Origin of the sequence: Rugamonas aquatica, assembly GCF_009380215.1 — a bacterium.
Taxonomy (GTDB): Bacteria; Pseudomonadota; Gammaproteobacteria; order Burkholderiales; family Burkholderiaceae_D; genus Rugamonas; species Rugamonas aquatica_B.
Window position 1 is genome coordinate 494,564 of sequence record NZ_WHUG01000001.1, and the last position, 21,688, is coordinate 516,251.

The following is a 21,688-nucleotide window of genomic DNA, read 5'->3' on the forward strand; positions in this document are numbered from 1 at the left end:
CAGGACTCCTTATTTGCGGCGGGACGGCGTCATGATGCTGGGCAGCGCCTTCGGCAGCGTTTCCGGATAGTCGCGGCTGAAGTGCAGGCCGCGGCTTTCGTGCCGCTGCAGGGCGCTGTTGACGATCAGGTTGGCGACGTCGACCAGGTTGCGCAGCTCCAGCAAGTCGTGCGTGATGCGGAAGTTGCGGTAGTACTCGTCGATTTCTTCCTTCAGCAGCGCGATGCGGTGCTGGGCGCGCTCCAGCCGCTTGGTGGTGCGGACGATGCCGACGTAGTTCCACATGAAGCGGCGCAGCTCGTCCCAGTTGTGGGCGATGACGACTTCCTCGTCGGCGTCGGTGACGCGGCTCTCGTCCCAGTCCGGCAGATAGGGTACTTCGCCGACGTCCTTGGAGGCGATGTCGGTGGCGCAGGCGCGGCCGATGACCACGCATTCGAGCAGCGAGTTGCTGGCCAGGCGGTTGGCGCCGTGCAGGCCTGTGCAGGCGGTCTCGCCGACCGCGTACAGGCCCGGCAGGTCGGTGCGGCCTTGCAGGTCCGTCACCACGCCACCACAGGTGTAGTGCGCGGCCGGCACGATGGGAATCGGCTGCTTGGTGATGTCGATGCCCAGTTCCAGGCAGCGCGCGTAGATGGTCGGGAAGTGTTCGATCAGGAATTCGGCCGGCTTGTGGCTGATGTCCAGGTGCACGTAGTCGAGGCCGCGTTTCTTGATCTCGAAGTCGATGGCGCGGGCGACCACGTCGCGCGGGGCCAGTTCGGCGCGCTCGTCGTGGGCCAGCATGAAGCGCGTGCCTGCGGCCGCGCCGGCTTCAGGCGGCAGCTTCAGCAGGCCGCCTTCGCCGCGTATCGCTTCGGTGATCAGGAAGGACTTGGCGTACGGGTGGTACAAGCAGGTCGGGTGGAACTGGATGAATTCCATGTTCGACACGCGGCAGCCGGCGCGCCAGGCCATGGCGATGCCGTCGCCGCTGGCGGTGTCGGGATTGGTGGTGTACAGGTAGACCTTGCCGGCGCCGCCGGTGGCCATGACCGTGTGTTCGGCGGCGAAGGTCAGCACCTGGCCGGTCTTCTCGTCCTGCACGTAGAGGCCGTAGCACTTGGGCTGGCCGCTGCCTTTTTTGCCGGGATGCAGCTTGTCTGAAGTAATCAGGTCGATCGCGCAATGGTGTTCGAACAGCGTGATGTTCGGGTGGGCGCGGACTTTTTCTTCCAGCGTCACCTGCACCGCGTGGCCGGTGGCGTCGGCCGCGTGGATGATGCGGCGCTGGCTGTGGCCGCCTTCTCGGGTCAGGTGGAAGCCCAGTTCCGCCGACTCGTCCTTGGTGAAGGGCACGCCTTGCTCGATCAGCCATTCGATCGCTTCGCGGCCGTGTTCGACGATGTAGCGCGTGGCGCTTTCGTCGCACAGGCCGCCGCCGGCGATCAGGGTGTCGTCGATGTGCTGGTTGTGGCTGTCGCCGGAATCGAGCACGGCGGCAATGCCGCCCTGGGCCCAGTTGCTGGCGCCATCCTTCAGGGCACGTTTGGAAATGATCGCGACTGTGCGCGTTTCGGCCAGGTGGAGGGCGACCGACAGGCCGGCCAGTCCGCTGCCGACAATTGCAACATCAAATTTCATGATTACGTTTGGATGCGGTAGAGAACCATGACTATAGACCATTTGTCATGAACGCGTCATATTCTGCCGTTTTTCGCTGTTTTCGGGCCGGAACCGGCGAGCCGATTGTGGCCGCTCAAGACGTCGCCGCTGAGTGTTGGCGATGATCGGCATTACACCGCTATTTGGTGCCGGGGAGCGGATTGTGATCAGGATATTCCACCACTATGTGTCCAAGATAGCCTTCATGCTGTTGCTGCTGGAGTTGCTGGTGCTGTTGACGGCGGCGGTGGCCAGCGCGCCGTTGTGGCTCAAGGGCCGGCATGGCGCCGACCAGCTGTACCTGCCGGCGCTGGCGTTCGCGCTGGTGATGGTGCTGAGCATGGGCACGCTCGGCATGTACCAGCACGATCAATCCCGCGAAGATATCAAGAGTACCTTGCTGCGCATTCTGCCGTCGTTTGTGCTGGGTTTTTGCTTGATGAACCTGCTGGCCAATATGATCCCGGGCGTGCAGTTCGGCCGGCTGGGCAGCGTGGTGTTCGTGCTGGGCGCCGCTGCGGTGCTGCTGGCGCGGCTGGTGGTGTTCACGTCGGCACAGTCGAGCATGATGGAACAGCGCTTGATCGTCATCGGCGACGGCGCCACGGCGCGCGATTGCCTGGAGCTGGCGGCCAGCAGCGTCGGCTTCCATGCGTTCAAGGTGGTGGGCTTTGTGCCGGTGGCGGGCGAGCTGTCTTGCGTGCCGAGTACGATGCTGCTGCCGGCCGATCTGTCGTTGCTGGCCTTGGCGCGGCGCTATGCGGCTGATGAAATTGTTGTGTCCGTTGGCGACCGCCGGAATGGCGCGTTTCCGGTGCGTCAGCTGCTGGAGTGCGCGCTGGGTGGCGTGCCGGTCACGGACGCGGCCAGCTTCTTCGAGCGCGAGGCTTGTCAGATCCGGGTCGATTCCCTGCAGCCGAGCTATTTGATTTTCGGCGGCGGATTCGATCAGAGCATGTTGCGGGCGGCGGTCAAGCGTGCCTTCGATTTGCTGGCCAGCGGAGCGATCTGCTTGGCGGCGCTGCCGGTGATGCTGTTGACTGCGCTGGCGATCCGCATCGAGGATGGCGGGCCGGTGTTCTACCAGCAGGAGCGGGTGGGGCGCGACAACCGCTTGTTCAAGGTGCTGAAGTTCCGCAGCATGCGGCTGGACGCGGAGCAGGATGGCAAGCCGCAATGGGCGGTGCTGAACGATCCGCGCGTGACCGCCGTCGGCCACTGGATACGCAAGCTGCGTATCGATGAGTTGCCGCAGATGCTCAATGTGTTCAAGGGCGAGATGAGTTTTGTCGGGCCGCGTCCGGAGCGGGCGTATTTTGTCGACCAGCTGTGCGGGCAGATCGCCTATTACAACGTACGGCACAGCATCAAGCCCGGCATCACCGGCCTGGCGCAGGTGCGCTACAGCTATGGCGCCTCGGTCGACGATGCGCTGCGCAAGCTGCAATACGATTTGTATTACGTGAAGAACAACAGCCTGTTCCTCGATCTGCTGATCCTGATCGACACGGTGCAGGTGGTGTTGTTCGGCAAGGGCGGACGCTGATGTCCTGGCCGCTGGTGGCCGGCATCAGTTATGGCCTGGCGGCGCTGGCTTATTTTCTGCTGGCCGTGTTGCTGCTGCGCGCCGGCCGGCGTCGGCGCGGACGGGCCGGACTGTTCGGCGGCGCCTGCCTCGCGACGGCGGTCTGGGCGGCGGTCGCGGCCGGTGGCGCTGTCCGCTGGCCGGCATTGCTGGCGGCGGTGGACGGGTTGGAGGCGCTGCGCACCGCCGCGTGGCTGGCTTTGCTGCTGATGCTGGCCGGCGGCGGGAGCGGCGGCGACACCAGTGGCAGCCGAGGCCGGCGCGCCTGGCTGGCGACTGTCTGCGGACTGGCGGCGGCGTCCTGGCTGGCTGCGGCTGAACAGCGTCTGCTGTTGCTGGTGGCTATCCGGCTGGGGTTGGCGGTGCTGGGCATGCTGCTGGTCGAACACCTGTACCGGGGCACGCCGCCGGGCGAGCGCTGGGGCATCAAGTTCGCCTGCCTGGGCATGGGCGCCTTGTTTGCCTACGATTTCTATCTGTACAGCGAGGCGCTGCTGTTCCGCCGCATTAATGAGGAAATCTGGGCCGCGCGCGGCGCTGTCAACGCGCTGAGCGTGCCGCTGTTGGGGCTGGCGGTGGCGCGCAACCCGGTGTGGGCCGAGGGCTTATTGCTGTCGAGGCAGATGATGTTTCGTTCGGCGGCGCTGCTCGGTTCAGCGCTGTACTTGCTGGCGATGGCGGGCAGTGCCTGGTATCTGCGCTACATCGGCGGCGAGTGGGGAACGCTGATGCAGCTGGCCTGCCTGTTCGGCGCCGGGCTGCTGCTGTCGGGCGTTCTGTTTTCCGGCACCGTACGCTCGCAGTTGAAGGTGTTAATCAGCAAGCATTTCTATCAGGGACGCTACGACTACCGGCAGGAATGGCAACGTATCACCCATGCGATGGCCGAGGACAGCGCGCCGCTGGCGCAGCGGGCGATACAGGCGGTGGCGGAGTTGGTGGAAAGTCCCGCCGGGTTGCTGTGGCTGCGTCGCGAGGACGCCGCTTTTCACTCCGTGGCGCGCTGGAACATGCCGCTGCCGTTGGCCGCCGAAGCGGCCGATGGCGTCTTGTGCAGCTTTCTGGCTGCACGCGGATGGGTGATCGAGATGCCTGAATGGCGGGCCGATCCGCATCGCTACGGCGGACTGGTGTTGCCGGACTGGCTGGCCGGCGACGACGGCGTGTGGCTGGTGGTGCCGCTGATGTTGGAGCGTAGCCTGCTCGGTTTCATTTGCCTGGCGCCGCCGCGCGCCAGGCTGCTGCTGAACTGGGAGGTGCGGGACGTGCTCAAGATCGCCGGCCGCCAAGCCGCCAGCTACCTGGCGCATCAGGCGTCGGCCGACAGTCTGGCGGTGGCCAGGCAATTCGAATCGTTCAACCGCATGTCCACCTTTGTCGTGCATGACTTGAAGAATCTGGTGTCGCAACTGTCGCTGCTGCTGGTGAACGCGGAACGGCACAAGAGCAATCCGGCGTTTCAGGAAGACATGCTGGAAACGCTGGCGCATTCGCTGGCGAAGATGAAGACGCTGCTGTTGAAGCTGCGCCGCGACGAGCTGCCCGAACGTTCGGAGCCGCTGCCGCTGGCGCCTTTGCTGGCGCAGGTGGTGCGTGATTGCGCGCAGCTTGAGCCTCGGCCCGTGCTGGAACCAGGTGGGACTGAGCTGGTGGTGCTGGCCAATCGCCAGCGGCTGGAGCGGGTGATCGGCCATCTGATCCAGAACGCTGTGGAGGCCACGCCGCGCAATGGCCGCGTGGCCTTGCGCCTGTTGCGCAGCGGCGCCGCCGCCGTGATCGAGCTCAGCGATACCGGCCATGGCATGAGCGAGCAGTTCATTCGCGAGCGTCTGTTCCAGCCGTTCGAATCGACCAAGAGCGCGGGCATGGGCATAGGTGTGTTCGAGAGCCGCGAGTATGCACGGGAAATCGGCGGGCGGTTGGAGGTGAGCAGCGCGCCGTCGCGCGGCACCACTTTCCGTCTCGTGCTACCTCTGCATGCCGATGCGGCGGCGGCCTGAACTTCGGAGCGAGATGATGGGGAAGAGTAAATTGCTGGTGGTGGAAGACGATACGGGCTTGCAAAAGCAGCTGCGCTGGAGCCTGGACGCCTACGAAGTCGTGGTGGCCGACGATCGCGAGTCGGCGATGGCGCAGCTGCGCCGGCATCAGCCGGCGGTCGTCACCATGGACCTGGGCTTGCCACCCGATCCCGACGGTGCGCGCGAGGGGCTGGCCCTGTTGCAGCAGATGCTGGCGGCGGCGCCGGATACCAAGGTGATCGTCCTGTCCGGCAACCAGGTGCGCGAACATGCGTTGAAGGCGATCGCCATGGGCGCCTATGATTTCCACCAGAAGCCGCTGGATGCGGACACACTGTCGCTGGTCGTGGCGCGGGCTTTCTATCTGCACACGATGCAGCAGGAAAACCGGCGCATGCTGCAAATTCAGTCGGATTCGCCGCTGGCGGGCATCATCAGCCGCGATCCGGGCATGCTGAAGGTGTGCCGCAGCGTGGAACGGGTGGCGCCGTCTTCGGCGTCGGTGATGTTGCTGGGCGATTCGGGCAGCGGCAAGGAGTTGATCGCGCGCGGCTTGCATCGCCTGAGCGCGCGTCATGACAAGCGCTTTATCGCCATCAACTGCGCGGCCATCCCCGAGCAGTTGCTGGAAAGCGAATTGTTCGGCTACGAGAAAGGCGCGTTCACCGGCGCCCAGCGGCAGACGCTGGGCAAGCTGGAGCTGGCGCACGGCGGCACCTTCTTCCTCGACGAGATCGGCGACATGGCGTTGCCGCTGCAAGCCAAGTTGTTGCGTTTCCTGCAGGAGCGGGTGATCGAGCGGGTGGGCGGGCGCCACGAGATCAGCATCGACGTCCGCATCGTCTGCGCCACGCATCAGAATTTGAAGTCGCTGGCCGATAGCGGGCGCTTCCGTGAGGATCTATTTTATCGGCTGAGCGAGATCGTGCTGTCGATACCGCCGTTGCGGGAGCGGGTGGGCGACTGCGCCTTGCTGGCGCATCACTTCAAGAACAAGTTCTGCGCCAGCGAGTCGCGGTCGGCGCTGCATTTCAGTCCCGAGGCGCTGGCGGCGATCGAGGCCTATCCCTGGCCGGGCAATGTTCGCGAGATGGAGAACTGCATACGGCGTGCCGTCATCATGGCCGATGGTCCGCAGATCACGCCGCCGGATCTGGGGTTGCCGGACAGCGCCGAGGGCGAGGCCAGCGTCAACCTGCGTCAGGCCCGCGAGGCGGCCGAGTACAGGGTGATGGTGCAGGCGCTGGCGCGGGTCGATGGCAACATCGTCAAGGCGGCCGAGCTGCTGGGTGTGAGCCGTCCCACCTTGTACGACCTGATGAACCACCATGGCTTGAAGTAGCGGCTAGTCCGATTCGCGCCACTGACCGGCCGCCATCAGCTGGTTCTTCAGCCCCGGCAGCGGGAAACCCATGGAGTAGGCCTTGTGGGCGCTGGCGCGCGCTTGTTCGTAGTCCTTGCGCTTCACGTAGAGCAGGCCGAGGTTGTAGTGGGTGGTGGGGTTTTCCGGCTCCAGCCTGGCCGCCTCCTTCAACTGATCCAGTGCGGCGACGGCTTGGCCCAGTCCCAGCAGGTAGGCGCCGTACAAGGCGTGGACGCGGGCGTCGTCGGGACGAAAGCGCATGGCGCGGTCGAAAAAACAATCGATGGAATAGCGGGCGCCGACCGGCTTGCGGTTCTTGTCGCGCAGCGCCAGTTTGGTCATGGCCGCCAGTGCGCGGTGGTGATTGGGAAAGTGTTCCAGGGTGTAGCTGATGTCGGCGCCCAGCGAGCCGGTCGCGCCGCGCACCAGCCGTTCGACCTCGGGGGTGAAGTGGTAGCTCTCGACCACGCTCAGGCCTTCGCGGTCGGTGGGATTGGTGTAATCGCCGCCGGGGTCGTGGCGCACGTAGCTGCCGCAGTCTTCGCCGGCCGCCTGCGGCGGCATGGCGTTGGCGGCGCCGACGGCGAGGATCAGCAGGGCTGGAAGAATCAGACGGGTGCTGGGGTTCATATCGGCTCCTGGGCGCTGGCGCGGTCCAGCAATGCGGCCAGCTGGCGGGTGCGGGCGGCGCGCGAATGGCTGAGGATCAGGGCGGGCGCGGCGCGCGGCGCCCGGTTTGTTCGGCACAGCTGCAGAAAGCGCATCAATTGGGTGGCGATATCGCCGGCGTTGTCGAGCTGGCCCACGGTGTGGATGCCTGCGTGGCGCAGGGCGGCTGCGGTGTCGCCGGCAGCGTCGGCCAGGGCCAGCAGCGGGCGGCCGGCGCGCAGGTATTCGTACAGCTTGGCTGGAATCTGGTCGTTGCAGTTGGCGGCCTGGAGTAGCAGCAAGCCATCGGCGCACAGCATTTCCGCCAGTGCCTCGCGGTGTGGGAGCGGCGGGGCCAGTTCGATCAGGTCGGCGGCGCCAGGGTAGCGTCGCAGCAGCGCGCGCAGATGATCGTCGTGCGCGCTGGCGCGCAGGCGCAGGCGGAAATCCTCGGGCAGGAGGCGGGCTTCGTCGCGCAGCTTGGCCAGGGCTGCAAACAGCGGGCCGGGGTCGCGCTCGGACGGATAGATGACGCCACTGTGCAGCAGCGTGAACGGGCAGTTGGGCGCTGCGGCCGGGGCCGGTGCGGTTTCGGCGCCGATGAAACTCGATTCGTCGTAACCGTTTTCGATCAGTACCATGCGCTGTGCGTGGGCAGGCCCATGGCGCAGGCCCAGACGGTGCAAGGATCCCGGCGTGGCGCATACGACGGCGGCCGCGCGGCGCACGGCTTGCTGCTCGATCCAGCCGTGGATGCGGCGGCGGCGGGGATCGGGTGGATAGCCGGTGTCGATCATGGGATCGCGCTGGTCGGCTATCCACGGGATGCCGCTGAGCCGGTGCAGGCTGAGCGCGATCAGGTGGGCGGTGGCGATGGGATAGCTGGACCAGATGGCGTCCGGCTGATATTTTCGGATCAGCCGCAGGCCGGCGGGTACCGCGCCCAGCCACCAGGATATCCAGCGGTCTGGCTGGGCCAGCAGTTCGAGGTAGCGCCCCCGCAGCGCGAGGTGGCGGGAACTGTCCAGCGCGAAGCTGCGGTGCACGGGCACATGGGGCGAATCGTCCGCGATGCCGATGTCTTCATAGGCACGCGGGTGGACCGTCAATACCAGCGGCTGCCAGCCGTGCTGCGGCAGATAGCGGGTGAACGCCAGCGTGCGGTGGATGCCGCTGCCGCCGCACATCGGCGGGTAGTGGTAGGCGATCATCAGTACGCGTTTTACCATGATGCGATCCAGTCGAGACAGGCGGTAGAAACGTCGGCACGCCAGTGTTTGCTTGAGAAGGTGTGGTTGGCATGCTGCACTTGGCGCAGATGCACGCGCGGGCCGTCAAGCAGCTTGCGCCAGTACGCGTAGTGTTCCGGCAGTGCCGAGAATTCCCTGGCGCCCAGGTCCGCACCGCTGAGCACGATGAGGATGCGGCCCTGAAATCCGGACAGGGCGCGATACAGGCGCTGCGGCAAGGATGGCGGGTCTGCCGCTGGGCGTTGTTTGGCTGCGGCCGCCAATTCGATGACGGAATTCAGTGTGCGTCCGATGTGCAGCGTGCCGCTGGCAAGCTTGTGCCAGAAACCACGCTCCTGCAGGCGCTGCACGTAGTAATGGCGCAGCGTTGCGCGGGCGTGGCCCTGTTCGGTACGTACCCAGGGATTGAGCATGACGAGCCCGGTAACGCGGGGATCGCGTACCGCGTGGCAGGCGGCGGCGGTGGCGCCGTCGCACAGACCCCACAGGACCAGCTCTTTCATGGCCGGCAGCAGCCTGAAGAACTCGGCGATGGCGGCATCGAGATCGTCGTCCAATTGTTCGAAGTTGCGCGGTTCGCCTTCGCTGTCTCCCATGCCGCGATAGTCGAAGCGCATCACCGGAGTGCCGGACGCGGCCAGCTCCTGTGCCATCAAGACGAAGTGGCGGTGGCTGCCGACGCGGTATTGCGGCCCACCCGTGACGATGAGCACGCCGCGCGGCTTGGGCGCCGCCGGGAAATCTACGATGCCGACCAGCCAGCAGCCGCTGCAGGAAAAATACACGGCCCGGCGTTTAGCATTCATGGCCTGGGCACCGGCATGGCGGCCAGCGTGGTCTGGATCAGCGCGGGGACTTCGGCGATTTCCGGCGTAGTCCAGAAGGGGGCGCCGGGCAGCGGATAGGCGTCCACCTCGGCGCCGGCGTGCTCCCAGCGCTCCAGCAGCAGGGCCGAAGCCGGCTGCAACGCGACGGCTTGCTCCGGGGGAGATAACTCCAGCCATTGCACCGCGCAGGGCGGCGCGCCGGAGGCTTCGGCCTGCCGGATGGCGTCGGCCAGTTCGGCAGCGAGCATGTAGCCTGCCACTTCGCTGGCCCTGGCCGGCAGCGACGACTCGGGCTGGGAGGTGCCCAACATCCTGGCGGCACTGTGCAGACGCATGAATTGATGCAGATGTGCGCGTCCGCTGACGACCGCCTGCCACATCACCAGTCCCGCCGGCAGCGGCCGCGCCTGCGCGGCGAACTGCAGGGCCAGCAAGGCGCCCAGCCGCAGGCCCCACAGGTAGGCGGGCGCGGTGCAGCGCTGCGTCAGCCACTGCCAGCCCAGTGCGAGGTCCGCCAGCCACAGATGCCAGCGAGCATCCGAGAAATCGCCGCTGCTGTCGCCGCAGCCGTAGAGGTCCAGTTGCAGCACGCCGTAGCCGGCGCGGGCATAGGCGCGCGCCTGCAGAGCAGCCATGCGCCGGCTTTTGTTGAGTTCTTCCGCGAATGGATGCACATACAGCACGGAACCGCGCAACGGCACATCCGGGTGGGGCGGATGGTACAGACAAAAGCGCTCGCCCACATCCGCCGCGAGAAAGAAGGGTTCCGCGTGGGGCCGCTGAAGATGGGGGCTCACGCCAGCTTTCCTTGCACGAAGGAGCTCAGGGTGCCGACCGTGGCGAAGTGGGCGGCGCTGATCTCGTCGTCTTCCACGATGAAGCCGAATCGCTCCTCCAACGCGACGATCAGGTTGACGACCGCCATCGAGTCGAGCTCGGGCAGGCTGCCGAGCAACAGGGTTTGCTGTTCCAGCGGCCTGGCGCCCAGACCCAGCGTGGAGCGCAGAATCTGGCAAACTTGATCGGTTACGGACATGTGGACTCCTGGGGTAGAGTGTCTGACAGTGAACTGGTGTCGAGCGTCAATTGCGCGTAGTCGGATGGATGGCGCGAGAGGTGGAAATACGGCGCCAGGGTTGCCCCCATCCATTGCCAGCGGCCGCAGCGCAGGAAGACCGCGCCGCCCAGCCGGACCACGCCGATGCGCGCATGCGCCCGCATCGAGGCCGGGTTGAAGGCGGAAATCCGGCTGCAGGTCCAGCGCACGCCACGCTGTCGCAGGTGGCGGCGGGCGGCCTCCCACAAGCGCGGGAAGACCCAGCCGGCACGCTCTTCCGGCCGCACCCAGACATCGAAATCCCATGCCGCGCGCGACGATGCCAGCCGGTAGCGCACGCGCACCTCGTCTTCCAGATAGGCATCGGAGATCAGCCACAGGAAGCCAGCCAGCCGGCCTTTGCGCCAGGCCGCCAGGCTGCTCGCACCCTGGGCGTAGCGCTGGTTCACCACGCTGCCCGGACGGGGGTAGTCGGCCGGCCTGGCGTCGGCGGCGGTCTGTTCGCGGATATCGATGTCCAGCCCGCGTCCGTCGCACAGCGGAATGTCGCCGACGTACTGGGCGACAAAATGGTAGCGATGCAGCGCCCAGGAACCCGCGCTGGCCGCCGCCAGCAGGTGGCCTAGCCAGTACAGGATGGCGTTGAGCCAACCTAGTTCTGCATACGTGTGACGCAGGCCGGTAGTCATGGCGGCGGGTCCGAGTGTGAGCGGAATTCGAATTAGACTCCCCCCTCGACGCGGCGAGTTTGAGCCAGCACAAGCGAACGTCATGCTTGAGCGATATCAAGAACCGCGGGGCGATTTATCTCAATCATAGAGGGCAGTCCTACTATGGGGTGTCGCCATGACGCAGCTAGTTCACCAATTAATTTTTCAGTCGGCGCAGCGCGAGCCCAGGCGGCAGGCGCTGTCCTATCAAGGTGTCGGGTTGAATTATGTGGCGCTGGCGCAGATGGTGCAGGTGGCGGCGGCGGCCTGGGTGCACAACGGACTGGGGCGCGGCGAGCGCCTGGCTGTGTTCATGGAAAAGCGCGAAGAGGCGGTGGTGGCCATGTTCGGCGCGGCGGCCGCCGGCGCGGTGTTCGTGCCGGTCAATCCCGTGCTGAAGCCGGACCAGGTCGCGCACATCCTCGCCGATTGCGATGTGCGCATACTGGTGACCACGCGCGAACGCTATAATCTTCTGGCACCGGCGCTGGCGACGTGCCCGGCGCTGCGCAAGGTGATCGTCATCGGCCCGATGGAATCCCTGCCGGCGCAGGACGGGTTGCAATTGCTGGCGTGGCGCGACTGCATGCGCGACGCGCCGCAACTGCCGCCGCACGCATGCATCGATACCGATGTCGCGGCGATACTGTACACCTCGGGCAGCACGGGCAAGCCGAAGGGCGTGGTGCTGTCGCATCGCAATCTGGTGGCCGGGGCGTTGAGCGTTTCTTCCTACCTGAGCAATACGCCGGAAGACCGCATCCTGTGCGTGCTGCCGCTTAGCTTTGACTACGGTTTGAGTCAGCTGACCACGGCGTTTGCCGTCGGCGCCTGCGCGGTGCTGCTGAATCATCTGCTTCAGCGCGATATCCTCGATGCCGTCCAACATGAGCGCATCACCGGCCTGGCCGCCGTGCCGCCGTTGTGGATGCAGCTGGCGGAACTGGACTGGCGCCATGCACAGCGGCTGCGCTACATCACTAATTCCGGCGGCGCCATGCAGCGCCATACGCTGGCGGCGCTGCGCAAGGGTTTGCCGTACACGCAGATCTATTTGATGTACGGCTTGACCGAGGCGTTCCGTTCCACTTTTCTGGCGCCCGAGCAGCTGGACCGGCGGCCCGATTCCATCGGCAAGGCGATTCCGAACGCTGAAATCCTGGTGCTGCGCGGCGACGGCTCCACCTGCGCGCCGAACGAGCCGGGTGAACTCGTGCATCGCGGCGCCCTGGTGGCGATGGGCTACTGGAACGATGCGCAGCGCACCGCCGAGCGTTTCCGCCCTTTGCCCGATCGCCTGGGCGGCTTGCCGGTGCCTGAGCTGGCGGTCTGGTCCGGCGATACCGTGCGTTGCGACGACGAAGGCTATCTGTACTTTATCGGCCGCAGTGACGACATGATCAAGACCTCAGGTTATCGCGTCAGTCCGACGGAGGTGGAGGAGGTGGTGTACGCGACCGGGCTGGTGGCGGAGGCGGCCGCACTTGGCGTGCCGCATGCAACACTGGGGCAGTCCATTGCCCTGATTGTGGCCGCCATGCCGCAGGGGGCAGTCGATAGCGCGGCCTTGCTGGCGGCCTGCCGCCAGGCCTTGCCTGCCTACATGGTGCCGGCGACGGTCGAGATCCGTCAAGCGCCTTTGCCGCGCAATCCAAACGGCAAGATCGACCGCAAGCTGTTGGCCGACCAACTTGCCGGCTCACGGTGCGAGCCGTGATGACGCCGCTGGATGTACCACAGCACATCGCGTTGAGCCAGTTCCCCGTGCTGGAGGATGTACTGCATCTCGGCGGCATCCGCCTGACGCGGCTGGTGGAGCGTGTCGGCCGCACGCCATTCTACGCGTATGAGCGCAGCCATATCATCAGTCGCATCGCGACGCTGCGGCAGACGCTGCCGGAAGGTGTGCAGCTGCACTACGCCGTCAAGGCCAACCCCATGCCGGCGCTGGTGCAGATGATGGCGGGACTGGTGGATGGCTTTGATGTCGCTTCCGGTGGCGAGATGAAGGTGGCGCTGGACGCGGGCATGGCGGCTGATCGCATCAGTTTTGCCGGCCCCGGGAAGAGCGACCAGGAGTTGCGCTGCGCCGTGGCGGCAGGCGTGCTGTTGCACCTGGAGTCCGAGTGCGAGATGGAACGCGCCGCCCGCATAGGCGGCGAGCTGGGCATGACGCCGCGCGTGGCGGTGCGCGTGAATCCGGACTTCGAATTGAAGCTGGCGGGCATGAAGATGGGCGGCGGCCCGCGCCAATTCGGCGTCGATGCGGCGCGGGTGCCCGCTATGTTGCAGCATCTGGCGGCGCTGGGTCTGGACTTTCATGGCTTCCATCTTTTTTGCGGTGCGCAGAATCTTTCCGCCGAGGCGATCTGCGAGGCGCAGCGGCTCAGCGTGCAGCTGGCGCTGCGGCTGGCAGAGCACGCGCCCGCGCCGTTGCGCATGTTGAATATCGGCGGCGGCTTCGGCGTGCCGTACTTCCCCGGTGAGCGCGCGCTGGACTTGCCGGCTGTAGCCGATGGCATGGATCAGTGCTTGCGCCAGTTGAGCCAAGCTTCGCCACAGACCGCCCTGATCCTGGAACTGGGCCGCTATCTGGTGGCGGAGGGGGGCGTCTACGTATGCCGCGTGCTGGAACGCAAGCGTTCGCATGGACAGACTTTCCTGATTACCGATGGTGGACTGCACCAGCATCTGGCGGCGTCGGGAAATTTCGGTCAGGTGATCCGCAAGAATTATCCGGTCGTCATCGGCAACCGGGTGTATGGCGGGCCGCGTGAAACGGTGTCGGTGGTTGGCCCGCTGTGCACGCCGCTTGATCTGCTGGCCGACCGCATGGAACTGGGGCGCGCCGAGGCCGGCGACCTGGTGGTGGTGCTGCAGTCCGGCGCGTACGGATTGACGGCGAGTCCGACCGCGTTTCTCGGCCATCCCGCGCCAATGGAGGTGCTGGTATGAGCGGCCTGTGCGGCTATCTCGACACGGCCGAAGGCACGGCGGTCCAGCATCTGCTGGCCGGCATGGCGGCGCCGCTGGTGCGCTTCGACGATAGCCCGATCCGCATCGCTGCCGCGCAGCGGGGAGGCATCGCCGTGGCCGCGGCCGCAGGCAGCGCCAGCGTGCACGGCAGCGGCGGCGTGCTGGTGGCGGTGTGGGGGCGGCCGTTGCTGAATGGTTGTGCCGAGAATCTTGCTGAACGGTTTGCCGCCTTATGGCAGATCCATGGTGCGAAGGCTTGCGCGGCCCTGTCTGGTCCGTTCGCGGTCTGTGCGATGGCCGAGCCGGGCGGCCAGTTGCTGCTGGCCATCGATCGCAGCGGCGTGCACACCATGCACTATCAGCAGCTGACGCAGGGCGTGTTGTTCGGGTCATCGGCGGCTGCGCTGCAGGCCCACCCGATGGCCTTGAAGACGCTGGACCCGCAGTCCATCTACAACTATCTGTATTTTCACACGGTTCCCGGGCCACGCACCGTGTTTCGTGGCCAACGCCGGTTGCAGCCCGGCGAGTTCGTGCAGTACAGGCACGGTCACCTGGAGACCGGCCAGTATTGGAAGATGGAGTATCAGGAAGAATCCAATATGTCGTTTGGGGAGCTCAAGCGGCAGTTCCTGAGCACGCTGGAGGGCTCGGTGCGGCGCTCGTCCGGCGGCGCCAGGACCGGCGCTTTCTTGAGCGGGGGAACGGATAGCTCCACGCTGGCCGGCATGTTGGCCAGCGTCAGCGGCACGGCGCCCCGTACGTATTCGATAGGTTTCGATGTCGCTGGCTATGACGAAATGCGCTACGCCCGCATTGCGGCCCGTCATTTCGGCGCCGATCATCATGAGCTGTACGTGACGGCCGGCGACGTTGCCAGCGCGATTCCGCGCATCGCCGCCGCTTCGGATCAGCCTTTCGGTAACTCTTCCGCCGTACCCGCCTATTATTGTGCGAATATGGCCCGCGCCGATGGCGTGACGCGGCTGCTGGGCGGCGATGGCGGCGACGAACTGTTTGGCGGCAACGAACGCTATGCACACCAGGCTGTGCTGTCGCGCTACGAACAACTGCCGTCGGCATTGCGCCAGGTGGCGCTGGAGCCATTGCTGTTCGGTCTGGCGGGCAAGCTGGACCTGACGATGCTGCGCAAGGCGCGCAGCTATGTCGAACAGGCGCTGGTGCCGATGCCTGCGCGTCTGGAAACCTACAACTTGCTGCAGCGCTACGGCCCGGCGGAGGTGTTGCATGCCGACTTCCTCGCGGGTGTGGATGAGAGCGCCCCCATCGGCCAACTAAGCGACTGCTATTGGCAGGAAAAGGGCTTGAGCCAGATTAACCGCATGCAAACCCTGGATCTGCGCTACACGCTGGCCGACAACGATTTGCGCAAGGTGAGCCTAGCGTGCGAGCTGGGCGGCGTGGAGGTGGCGTTTCCCTTTCTTTGCGACGAGATGCTGGCGTTTTCGGCGCGCCTGTCGCCCAAGGACAAGTTGAACGGCACGCGTTTGCGCTATTTCTTCAAGCGGGCGCTGCGCGGCTACCTGCCGCCGGCGATACTGCGCAAGAAGAAGCATGGCTTCGGCTTGCCGTTCGGCCACTGGTTGCAGCATGACGCCGCTCTGCAAGGGCTGGTGCTTGATAGCTTGAGCGACCTGAAGAAGCGGCAGATCATCCGCGCCGATTTCATCGAACGCCTGATGCGTACGCTGATCGCCGAGCATCCGGCCTATCACGGCACCATGGTGTGGGTGCTGATGATGCTGGAGCAGTGGCTGGCCCGGTCAGATGCGCCGATTCGCAAGTAGGCGCAGCAGAAAGCGTGGGCGGTCCTGCTCCCACGGTGTGTAGCGCGGCAGTTGCAGTGGGTCGCTGGCGGCGTGGGCGGCGCCGGGTAGCGTGCTGAACGCGGCCTCGAAACCGAGGGCGTGGACCATGCCGACATGGCGCTGGTCGTAGTCCATGCCGGGTTTGCCGTTGGGATAGGCGAACAGCTTGACCGGGGTTTGTGTGATGGCTTCCAGCGCAGCCTTGCCGCGCGCGATATCGGCCAGAGCGTCGGCATCCGGCAGTTTGGCCAGGATGGGGTGCGATGCCGTATGCGCGCCGACCTCCATGCCGGCCGCCTGTAATTTCTGAAGTTGATGCGTGCACATCATCAACTCTTCGGCCGGCTTCGGGGCCATGCTGCGCGCCAGTTCCCGGCGTTGGTGTGCGGGCAGGTATTTCAGCGTATCGAGCAAGTATTCGACGGCGCGCTGCTTCTCGCGCAGCGTCTGCACTGGCATGGAGGCGCAGCCTGGGGCTTGGATCTCCAGCACCGGTTGCTGTGCGTGGCGCACGGCGGCGATCACGTCGTCGTTCCACATCCGGCCACCGTTCAGGTAATCGCTGGCGATGAAAAAAGCGGCGCGCAGGCCATGGCGTTGCAGGATCGGCAGCGCCCATTCGGCGTTGTCGGCGTAGCCGTCGTCAAAGGTGATGCAGGCGGCGCGCGCCGGTAATCTCCCCTGGCGCAGGCGGGCGACAGCCTCGCTGACGGGCAGGACGTTGAAGCAGCGCTTCAGCAAGGCCATGTGGCGGTCGAACAGGCGCGCGTCCGGTAGTTCGGGCAGCAGCGCATCGGGTTGCGCCAGCACCCGGTGATAGACCAGTATCGACAGGCGCCGGCTCATGGCTGCCCGATGGCCTGGCGTCTGCCGCCGACTTGAGCCAGCATGGCTGGGCTGACAGCGGTCTGCTGGCCCGCGACCAGCAGGCGGGTGGCGACGATAACGCCCATCAGGTAATACGGAACGTCGAAATACAGCAAGCTCAGGAAGGCGCCACCGACGGCAAAGCCGGCGAAGCTCGCTTGTATCATCGTCGCAAGCTGCTGTGCCCATTCCAGTTCCGGCTGGTTCCGGCTGTGCCGGACTATCCAGGCCGCCGATCGCCAGGTCATGCCCAGCAGCAGCAGGTACAGCCCCAGGCCGATGAATCCATGCTCGCCCAGCGCCTGGAAGTAGATGCTGTGGGCGGCGTGGATGTCGGTGGGATTGGGCGCGTACAGGAAGAAGGTGCCGGGCTCGGCGATCTCGAAGCCGCCGCCGAAGAAGCGGTCCCTGGCCAGATTCCAGGCCATGTACCAGGCGTTGATGCGGCCCATCGCGGATTCGTCTTCCTGGTAGGTGCCGATGCTGTCCATGCGCTCGCTCCAGCGGTCTGGCATGAACAGGAAGGCCAGCGGCGTCAGCAGGGCGATCAGTGCGCCGGCGGCCAGCTTGTGCCGGCTTTTCAGCCACATGAAGACGATCATCGCGCCGATCGCCAGCAGGGCGCCGCGCGAGTAGGACCCCAAGGCGGCCAGCGCGCTGAGCAGCATCGTCGCGCTCAGGCCGTGCCGCAGCCAGCGCTGTTCGCTGCGCTGTTGCAGGTAGCGCATCAACGGAATGGTCATGATCAGGGCCAGCGCGATGGCGTTGTTGTCGCCGATAAAAGTGCCTTCCGGCCCCCAGACGCGGTCGACGCCGCCGCTGCGTATCGTGAAGATGCCGCCTTTGACCCCGTAGTAGGCGATCGACATGGTCAACACCCACATCAGGCGTTGAATATCGTCGCGGCTGCGTATCACCGTCATCGTCACCAGGCTCATCAGCATGATCTTCATAACCTTGCTCCATTGCGCATAGGCCGACTCGGGAAACAAGGCGAACAGGGTGGTGACGTTCATCCACAACACCAGCGTAATCAGCGTGAACGTGATGCCGGACATCGGCAGCGCCTTGGGCAGGCGCGAGATGGCAACGCTGAACAGGGTGGCGATGGCGATGATGAAGGCGAAGGGGAAGGTGGTGGCGAAGCCCCAGCCCTGGGTGTGCGGATTCATCACGCTGATCCACACCCACATCAGCACGCCGTTGACGGGATTGCGCAAGATCATGGGCAGGCTGCCGAAGACGATGAGGGTGATCAGGATGTCGCGCATGGCCGGGGGAACTCGTTGATGCGGCTCAACGATGCTACTGAGCCTGTCACTACACTGGATTGTCACGTTCTGCAATCATAGGATAGGGAGGATGCGCCCTTGTTGACCGTTCTCATGGCGACTTGCAATGGCGAGCAGACCCTGCCCAGGGTGCTGGATGGATACTGCCGCCTGCAGGCGCCGCGCCAGGCCTGGCAGTTGCTGGTCGTCGAGAACGGCAGCAGCGACAGCACCGGTGCGCTGGTCGCGGCTTATCAGGACAGGCTGCCGCTGCATCTGCTGCGCACTCCCCATCCGGGCAAGAATGCGGCGCTGAACCTGGGAGTGGAATGGGCATTGCGCCACCACGGTGGCGACAGCCTGTTCATTTTCAGCGACGATGACGCGACACCGGCGCCGGACTGGCTGCTGCAGTGGGAAAGCTGCGCCGCCGCCCACCCCGAGTACGCCGTCTTCGGCGGCGCCATAGAGCCGGACTGGGCCGAACCTCCGCCCGCATGGCTGCCGCGACTGGCGCCGACCGGGTTGACGTTCGGCCTGACCGCCACCGACTTGCCTGATGGGCCAGTCTTTCCCGGGCTGGTCTGGGGCGCCAACATGGCGGTGCGCGGGACGGTGTTCGCGGCTGGCTATCGCTACGACACGACGATAGGCCCCAATGGCGACGCCTACGCCATGGGCGGCGAGACCGAACTGACCCGTCGGCTTGCGCTGGCCGGCTATCCGGCGTGGTTCTGTCCCCGGGCGCGGGTGGGCCATTACATACGCAGGCATCAACTGAAAGTCGGGTACGTGCTCGACAAGGCGTGGCGTTTCGGACGGGGCAAGTACCGGCAGGACCGTCCGGGCACCTTCCCCGAATGGCTGGGCGTGCCGCGTTGGATGCTGCTGCGCTACGCACAGGAATGCGTCGGCTACCTGTGGGCTCGCCTGTCGGGCAGTGAGGACCGGCTGTTTCGGCGGCGCTGGGAGCTGGCCTATCTGCGCGGCTATTTTTCCGAGGCCAGGCTGGGACGGCGCGACACCGGCAGGCAGGTCTTAATCACCAGCTACTCGGGCGAGCTTGGCGGAATGGAGATGCGTATGGCGCAGGAGGTGCGCTACCTGCGGCAGGCCGGTGCGGATGGCAGCCTGGCGCTGCGGCGCTTCGCCGGCATCGACGCCTGGGCAAGGCAGCTGGCGCGCGAACAGATCACAGTGGCGGAGTTCGATCCGCCCAGGTTTTTCGAGCAATGGGCGTGGCGGCGCTGGAATTTGCTGCGGGCGCGGCTGTGGGCCGCCCGGCGGCTGCGGGCGTTTCGAGCGGATCTGGTGCATGTGGCGTGGTGCTGGACGAACTATGGCGCTTCCGTGTTGTGGCTGGCGCGGCATTGCGGTTTGCCCGCGGTCGTCAGCGTGCACAACGCCTTTCCTGCGGTGGAGATCAGCGCCTGGCATCGTCCGCTGCTGCGACAGGCCTTCGATGGCGTGCGCGGTGTGTATGCGGTCTCGCAGTCCGCGCTGGAACATTTTATGGCGATCTATAAGCCATATCTGCTGGCCTCCACGCGCGTGGCGGTGATACCGAATTGCGTCGACACGGATCGCTTCAAGCCGGACGCGGTCTTGCGCGTCGCCACGCGTTCGGCGCTGGGGCTGCCGGAAGATGCGCTGGTGATCGGTGCCGTGGCGCGTCTTTCCGAGCAAAAGCGGCCGATGGCGTTGCTGGAACTGTTCATGTCGCTGCGTCAGCGCTACCCGCATCTGTATCTGCTGATGGCCGGCAGCGGGCCGCTGGAAGCGTCGCTGAAGGAAACAGTCCGGCAGGCCGGCCTGGAGCCGTTCGTGGTTTTCACCGGCTTTGTCGCGGCGATAGAAACGGTGCTGCCGGCGCTGGACCTGCACATCCTGATGAGCCGGAACGAGGGCTTCGGCATTGCGACCATCGAAGCCATGGCCTGCGGCGTGCCGGTCGTGGCGACGGACGTGCCGGGCAGTGCGGATATCCTGCGCGACAGCCAGGGTGGTGTGCTGGTGCCGGCGCACGACATCGAGGCGGCGGCCGCCATCGTCGCCGGCCTGCTGGATGACCCGGGCCGGCGGCACCATATGGGCCGGCTGGCGCGGAACGAGGCGGTGGCCCGCTACAGTTGCGTGGTCGTGGGCAAGCAGGTGCTTGCCTTTTACGATCAGCTGATCTGAGGAGCGGCGATGCAGGCGCGCTGGTCCTTGCTGATTTCTTTCGCCGAGAAATACACCTTGCTGGTGCTGAACACGGCCGGAACGATGATGCTGGCGCGGCTGCTGACGCCCGCCGAGATCGGCGTCTACGCGGTTGGCGCGGTGCTGGCAGGCTTGGCGCAGGCGGTGCGGGATTTCGGCGTGGGATCGTACGTGATCCAGGAAAAACAGTTGACCGAAGAAAAATTGCGGGCGGCGCTGGGCACCAGCCTGTGCGTCGCCTGGTCGCTGGCGTTGGTGGTGCTGCTCGGCAGCGGCCTGGCGGCGCGCCTCTACCGCGATCCGCGTTTGAGCACGGTATTGCAACTGCTGTCGATCAATTTTCTGTTGATCCCATTCAGTTCGCTGGCACTGCCATATCTGCGGCGGCAGATGCGGTTTTCGGCTATCTTTGCGGTCAACTTCACCAGCAGCGCGACGCAGTTGCTGGTTTCCGTCGGCTGTGCGTGGCTGGGCCATGGCTATCTGAGCCTGGTGTGGGGGGCGGTCGCCGGCACCGTCGCTGCGCTGGCGGCGAGTGTCTGCTGCTGGCCGCGCGGCTTGCCGTGGCTGCCGGCGCGGCGCGGGATGAAGGCGATATTGTCGTTTGGCGCCATCTCCACCACGGGCAGTGTTATCGATGAACTCGGCGTCGCGGCGCCGGACCTGATCGTTGGCAAGATGATGGGCGTTGCCGAGGTCGGCATTTTCGGCAAGGCTCAAGGCGTGGTGAACGTGTTCAACCAGATGGTGACGGGCGCCATCTCACCGGTCATTTTTCCGCTGTTTTCCGAACAGGCGCGCGCGGGCGGCGATCTGCGGCCTGCCTACCTGACCACCGCGAGCTATATGACGGTGCTGGCCTGGCCGTTCTTCGGCTTTGTGGCGATCATGGCGCCGGCGGTGGTGCGGGTGCTGTATGGCGACCAGTGGGACGCATGCGTCCCATTGATACGCATCATATGCGTGTCGAGTGCCTTGTATAGCATGTTCAGCATGGCGCGCTATCTGTTCGTGGCGATGGGGGCGGTGCGTACGCAAGCCAAGCTCGACGCGCTGTCGGTTCCGGTGCGGGTGGTTGCGGTGCTGCTGGCGGCGCCATTCGGCCTGGAGTGGGTGGCCTGGGCGGTGGTTGTCGGCGCGGTGTTCAGGAGTTGCTGGACGTTTCTGTATCTGCGGCGCCTGGCGGGCTTGCAGTGGTGGGCGCTGCTCGCTGCCGTCAGACGCAGCGCGCTGGTGGCTTTCGCCAGCCTGTGCGGGCCGTTGTTGCTGGTCGTGTGGTATCCGATGCGGCCGGCGTATGCCTTGAATGAACTGCTGATCGCCGCGTTGTCCGCTCTGTTGCCATGGCTGGCGGCGGTACTGTGCTTCCGGCATGAACTGGCCGCCGAATGCACGCTGGCCGGACGCAAGGCCTGGGCACTGCTCGGAAAATAAAGGA

General features: G+C 65.6%; 17 protein-coding genes. 8 read left to right on the top strand and 9 right to left on the bottom strand.

Annotation, left to right across the window (positions count from 1 at the left end; all coding sequences use genetic code 11):
• Positions 1-9: 9 nt before the first annotated feature.
• Positions 10-1,623 (bottom strand): L-aspartate oxidase, encoded by a 1,614-nt coding sequence (nadB, locus tag GEV02_RS02205; protein ID WP_152836301.1) that lies wholly within the window; start codon positions 1,621-1,623, stop codon positions 10-12.
• Between the two features lie 184 nt (positions 1,624-1,807).
• Here nadB and GEV02_RS02210 point away from each other — a divergent pair, with 184 nt between their 5' ends.
• From GEV02_RS02210 to prsR, 3 genes are read left to right on the top strand one after another with little or no spacing between them, the layout of a single operon-like run.
• On the top strand, positions 1,808-3,190 hold the full coding sequence (locus GEV02_RS02210; RefSeq protein ID WP_328595691.1) for a TIGR03013 family XrtA/PEP-CTERM system glycosyltransferase: 1,383 nt from the start codon (positions 1,808-1,810) through the stop codon (positions 3,188-3,190).
• Complete coding sequence (gene prsK, locus GEV02_RS02215; protein ID WP_174998929.1) at positions 3,190-5,229, top strand: XrtA/PEP-CTERM system histidine kinase PrsK; 2,040 nt, start codon at positions 3,190-3,192, stop codon at positions 5,227-5,229. Before GEV02_RS02210 ends, prsK begins: the two co-directional genes overlap by 1 nt.
• Before the next feature lie 16 nt (positions 5,230-5,245).
• Complete coding sequence (gene prsR, locus GEV02_RS02220; RefSeq protein WP_152836713.1) at positions 5,246-6,592, top strand: PEP-CTERM-box response regulator transcription factor; 1,347 nt, start codon at positions 5,246-5,248, stop codon at positions 6,590-6,592.
• 3 nt (positions 6,593-6,595) lie between these two features.
• On the opposite strand, the gene GEV02_RS02225 is transcribed toward prsR, so the two are convergent.
• From GEV02_RS02225 to GEV02_RS02250, 6 genes are read right to left on the bottom strand one after another with little or no spacing between them, the layout of a single operon-like run.
• Positions 6,596-7,243, bottom strand: a complete 648-nt coding sequence (locus GEV02_RS02225; protein WP_152836302.1) for a tetratricopeptide repeat protein — start codon at positions 7,241-7,243, stop codon at positions 6,596-6,598.
• Positions 7,240-8,490 carry a glycosyltransferase gene (locus GEV02_RS02230; RefSeq protein WP_152836303.1) on the bottom strand — a complete coding sequence of 417 codons (1,251 nt, stop codon included), beginning with the start codon at positions 8,488-8,490 and terminating at the stop codon, positions 7,240-7,242. The genes GEV02_RS02225 and GEV02_RS02230 overlap by 4 nt, the downstream gene beginning before the upstream one ends.
• Positions 8,484-9,317: a hydrolase 1, exosortase A system-associated gene (locus tag GEV02_RS02235; RefSeq protein ID WP_152836304.1), complete on the bottom strand. Its 834-nt coding sequence runs from the start codon at positions 9,315-9,317 to the stop codon at positions 8,484-8,486. Before GEV02_RS02235 ends, GEV02_RS02230 begins: the two co-directional genes overlap by 7 nt.
• Positions 9,314-10,135: a hydrolase 2, exosortase A system-associated gene (locus GEV02_RS02240; RefSeq protein ID WP_328595692.1), complete on the bottom strand. Its 822-nt coding sequence runs from the start codon at positions 10,133-10,135 to the stop codon at positions 9,314-9,316. The genes GEV02_RS02235 and GEV02_RS02240 overlap by 4 nt, the downstream gene beginning before the upstream one ends.
• Positions 10,132-10,374 (bottom strand): acyl carrier protein, encoded by a 243-nt coding sequence (locus GEV02_RS02245; protein WP_152836305.1) that lies wholly within the window; start codon positions 10,372-10,374, stop codon positions 10,132-10,134. Before GEV02_RS02245 ends, GEV02_RS02240 begins: the two co-directional genes overlap by 4 nt.
• On the bottom strand, positions 10,365-11,084 hold the full coding sequence (locus GEV02_RS02250; protein ID WP_152836306.1) for a GNAT family N-acetyltransferase: 720 nt from the start codon (positions 11,082-11,084) through the stop codon (positions 10,365-10,367). Before GEV02_RS02250 ends, GEV02_RS02245 begins: the two co-directional genes overlap by 10 nt.
• Before the next feature lie 157 nt (positions 11,085-11,241).
• Here GEV02_RS02250 and GEV02_RS02255 point away from each other — a divergent pair, with 157 nt between their 5' ends.
• From GEV02_RS02255 to GEV02_RS02265, 3 genes are read left to right on the top strand one after another with little or no spacing between them, the layout of a single operon-like run.
• Positions 11,242-12,822, top strand: coding sequence for an acyl-CoA ligase (AMP-forming), exosortase A system-associated (locus GEV02_RS02255; RefSeq protein WP_152836307.1), 1,581 nt, complete (start codon positions 11,242-11,244; stop codon positions 12,820-12,822).
• The gene (locus tag GEV02_RS02260) at positions 12,822-14,060 is read left to right on the top strand and encodes a pyridoxal-dependent decarboxylase, exosortase A system-associated (protein ID WP_152836715.1); all 1,239 of its coding nucleotides are present in this window, start codon (positions 12,822-12,824) and stop codon (positions 14,058-14,060) included. The genes GEV02_RS02255 and GEV02_RS02260 overlap by 1 nt, the downstream gene beginning before the upstream one ends.
• Positions 14,057-15,889 (top strand): asparagine synthetase B family protein, encoded by a 1,833-nt coding sequence (locus tag GEV02_RS02265; protein ID WP_152836308.1) that lies wholly within the window; start codon positions 14,057-14,059, stop codon positions 15,887-15,889. Before GEV02_RS02260 ends, GEV02_RS02265 begins: the two co-directional genes overlap by 4 nt.
• Here GEV02_RS02265 and GEV02_RS02270 read toward each other — a convergent pair.
• Positions 15,866-16,756 carry a polysaccharide deacetylase family protein gene (locus tag GEV02_RS02270; protein ID WP_152836309.1) on the bottom strand — a complete coding sequence of 297 codons (891 nt, stop codon included), beginning with the start codon at positions 16,754-16,756 and terminating at the stop codon, positions 15,866-15,868. The two genes, GEV02_RS02265 and GEV02_RS02270, sit on opposite strands and share 24 nt — an antisense overlap.
• The gene (locus tag GEV02_RS02275; RefSeq protein ID WP_152836310.1) at positions 16,753-18,048 is read right to left on the bottom strand and encodes a putative O-glycosylation ligase, exosortase A system-associated; all 1,296 of its coding nucleotides are present in this window, start codon (positions 18,046-18,048) and stop codon (positions 16,753-16,755) included. The genes GEV02_RS02270 and GEV02_RS02275 overlap by 4 nt, the downstream gene beginning before the upstream one ends.
• Before the next feature lie 99 nt (positions 18,049-18,147).
• Between GEV02_RS02275 and GEV02_RS02280 the strand changes: the two genes are divergently transcribed.
• Positions 18,148-20,229, top strand: a complete 2,082-nt coding sequence (locus GEV02_RS02280) for a glycosyltransferase (RefSeq protein ID WP_235922594.1) — start codon at positions 18,148-18,150, stop codon at positions 20,227-20,229.
• Between the two features lie 9 nt (positions 20,230-20,238).
• Positions 20,239-21,684, top strand: coding sequence for a lipopolysaccharide biosynthesis protein (locus tag GEV02_RS02285; RefSeq protein ID WP_152836311.1), 1,446 nt, complete (start codon positions 20,239-20,241; stop codon positions 21,682-21,684).
• Positions 21,685-21,688: the final 4 nt, after the last annotated feature.

Bases quoted from the DNA above. Each gene is read 5' to 3' on its own strand.
- GEV02_RS02255 (WP_152836307.1), top strand. From the start codon at position 11,242: ATGACGCAGCTAGTTCACCAATTAATTTTTCAGTCGGCGCAGCGCGAG.
- GEV02_RS02285 (WP_152836311.1), top strand. From the start codon at position 20,239: ATGCAGGCGCGCTGGTCCTTGCTGATTTCTTTCGCCGAGAAATACACC.
- GEV02_RS02270 (WP_152836309.1), bottom strand. From the start codon at position 16,756: ATGAGCCGGCGCCTGTCGATACTGGTCTATCACCGGGTGCTGGCGCAA.
- GEV02_RS02260 (WP_152836715.1), top strand. From the start codon at position 12,822: ATGACGCCGCTGGATGTACCACAGCACATCGCGTTGAGCCAGTTCCCC.
- GEV02_RS02225 (WP_152836302.1), bottom strand. From the start codon at position 7,243: ATGAACCCCAGCACCCGTCTGATTCTTCCAGCCCTGCTGATCCTCGCC.
- GEV02_RS02250 (WP_152836306.1), bottom strand. From the start codon at position 11,084: ATGACTACCGGCCTGCGTCACACGTATGCAGAACTAGGTTGGCTCAAC.
- nadB (WP_152836301.1), bottom strand. From the start codon at position 1,623: ATGAAATTTGATGTTGCAATTGTCGGCAGCGGACTGGCCGGCCTGTCG.
- GEV02_RS02275 (WP_152836310.1), bottom strand. From the start codon at position 18,048: ATGCGCGACATCCTGATCACCCTCATCGTCTTCGGCAGCCTGCCCATG.
- GEV02_RS02245 (WP_152836305.1), bottom strand. From the start codon at position 10,374: ATGTCCGTAACCGATCAAGTTTGCCAGATTCTGCGCTCCACGCTGGGT.
- GEV02_RS02235 (WP_152836304.1), bottom strand. From the start codon at position 9,317: ATGAATGCTAAACGCCGGGCCGTGTATTTTTCCTGCAGCGGCTGCTGG.
- prsR (WP_152836713.1), top strand. From the start codon at position 5,246: ATGGGGAAGAGTAAATTGCTGGTGGTGGAAGACGATACGGGCTTGCAA.
- GEV02_RS02265 (WP_152836308.1), top strand. From the start codon at position 14,057: ATGAGCGGCCTGTGCGGCTATCTCGACACGGCCGAAGGCACGGCGGTC.
- GEV02_RS02230 (WP_152836303.1), bottom strand. From the start codon at position 8,490: ATGGTAAAACGCGTACTGATGATCGCCTACCACTACCCGCCGATGTGC.
- prsK (WP_174998929.1), top strand. From the start codon at position 3,190: ATGTCCTGGCCGCTGGTGGCCGGCATCAGTTATGGCCTGGCGGCGCTG.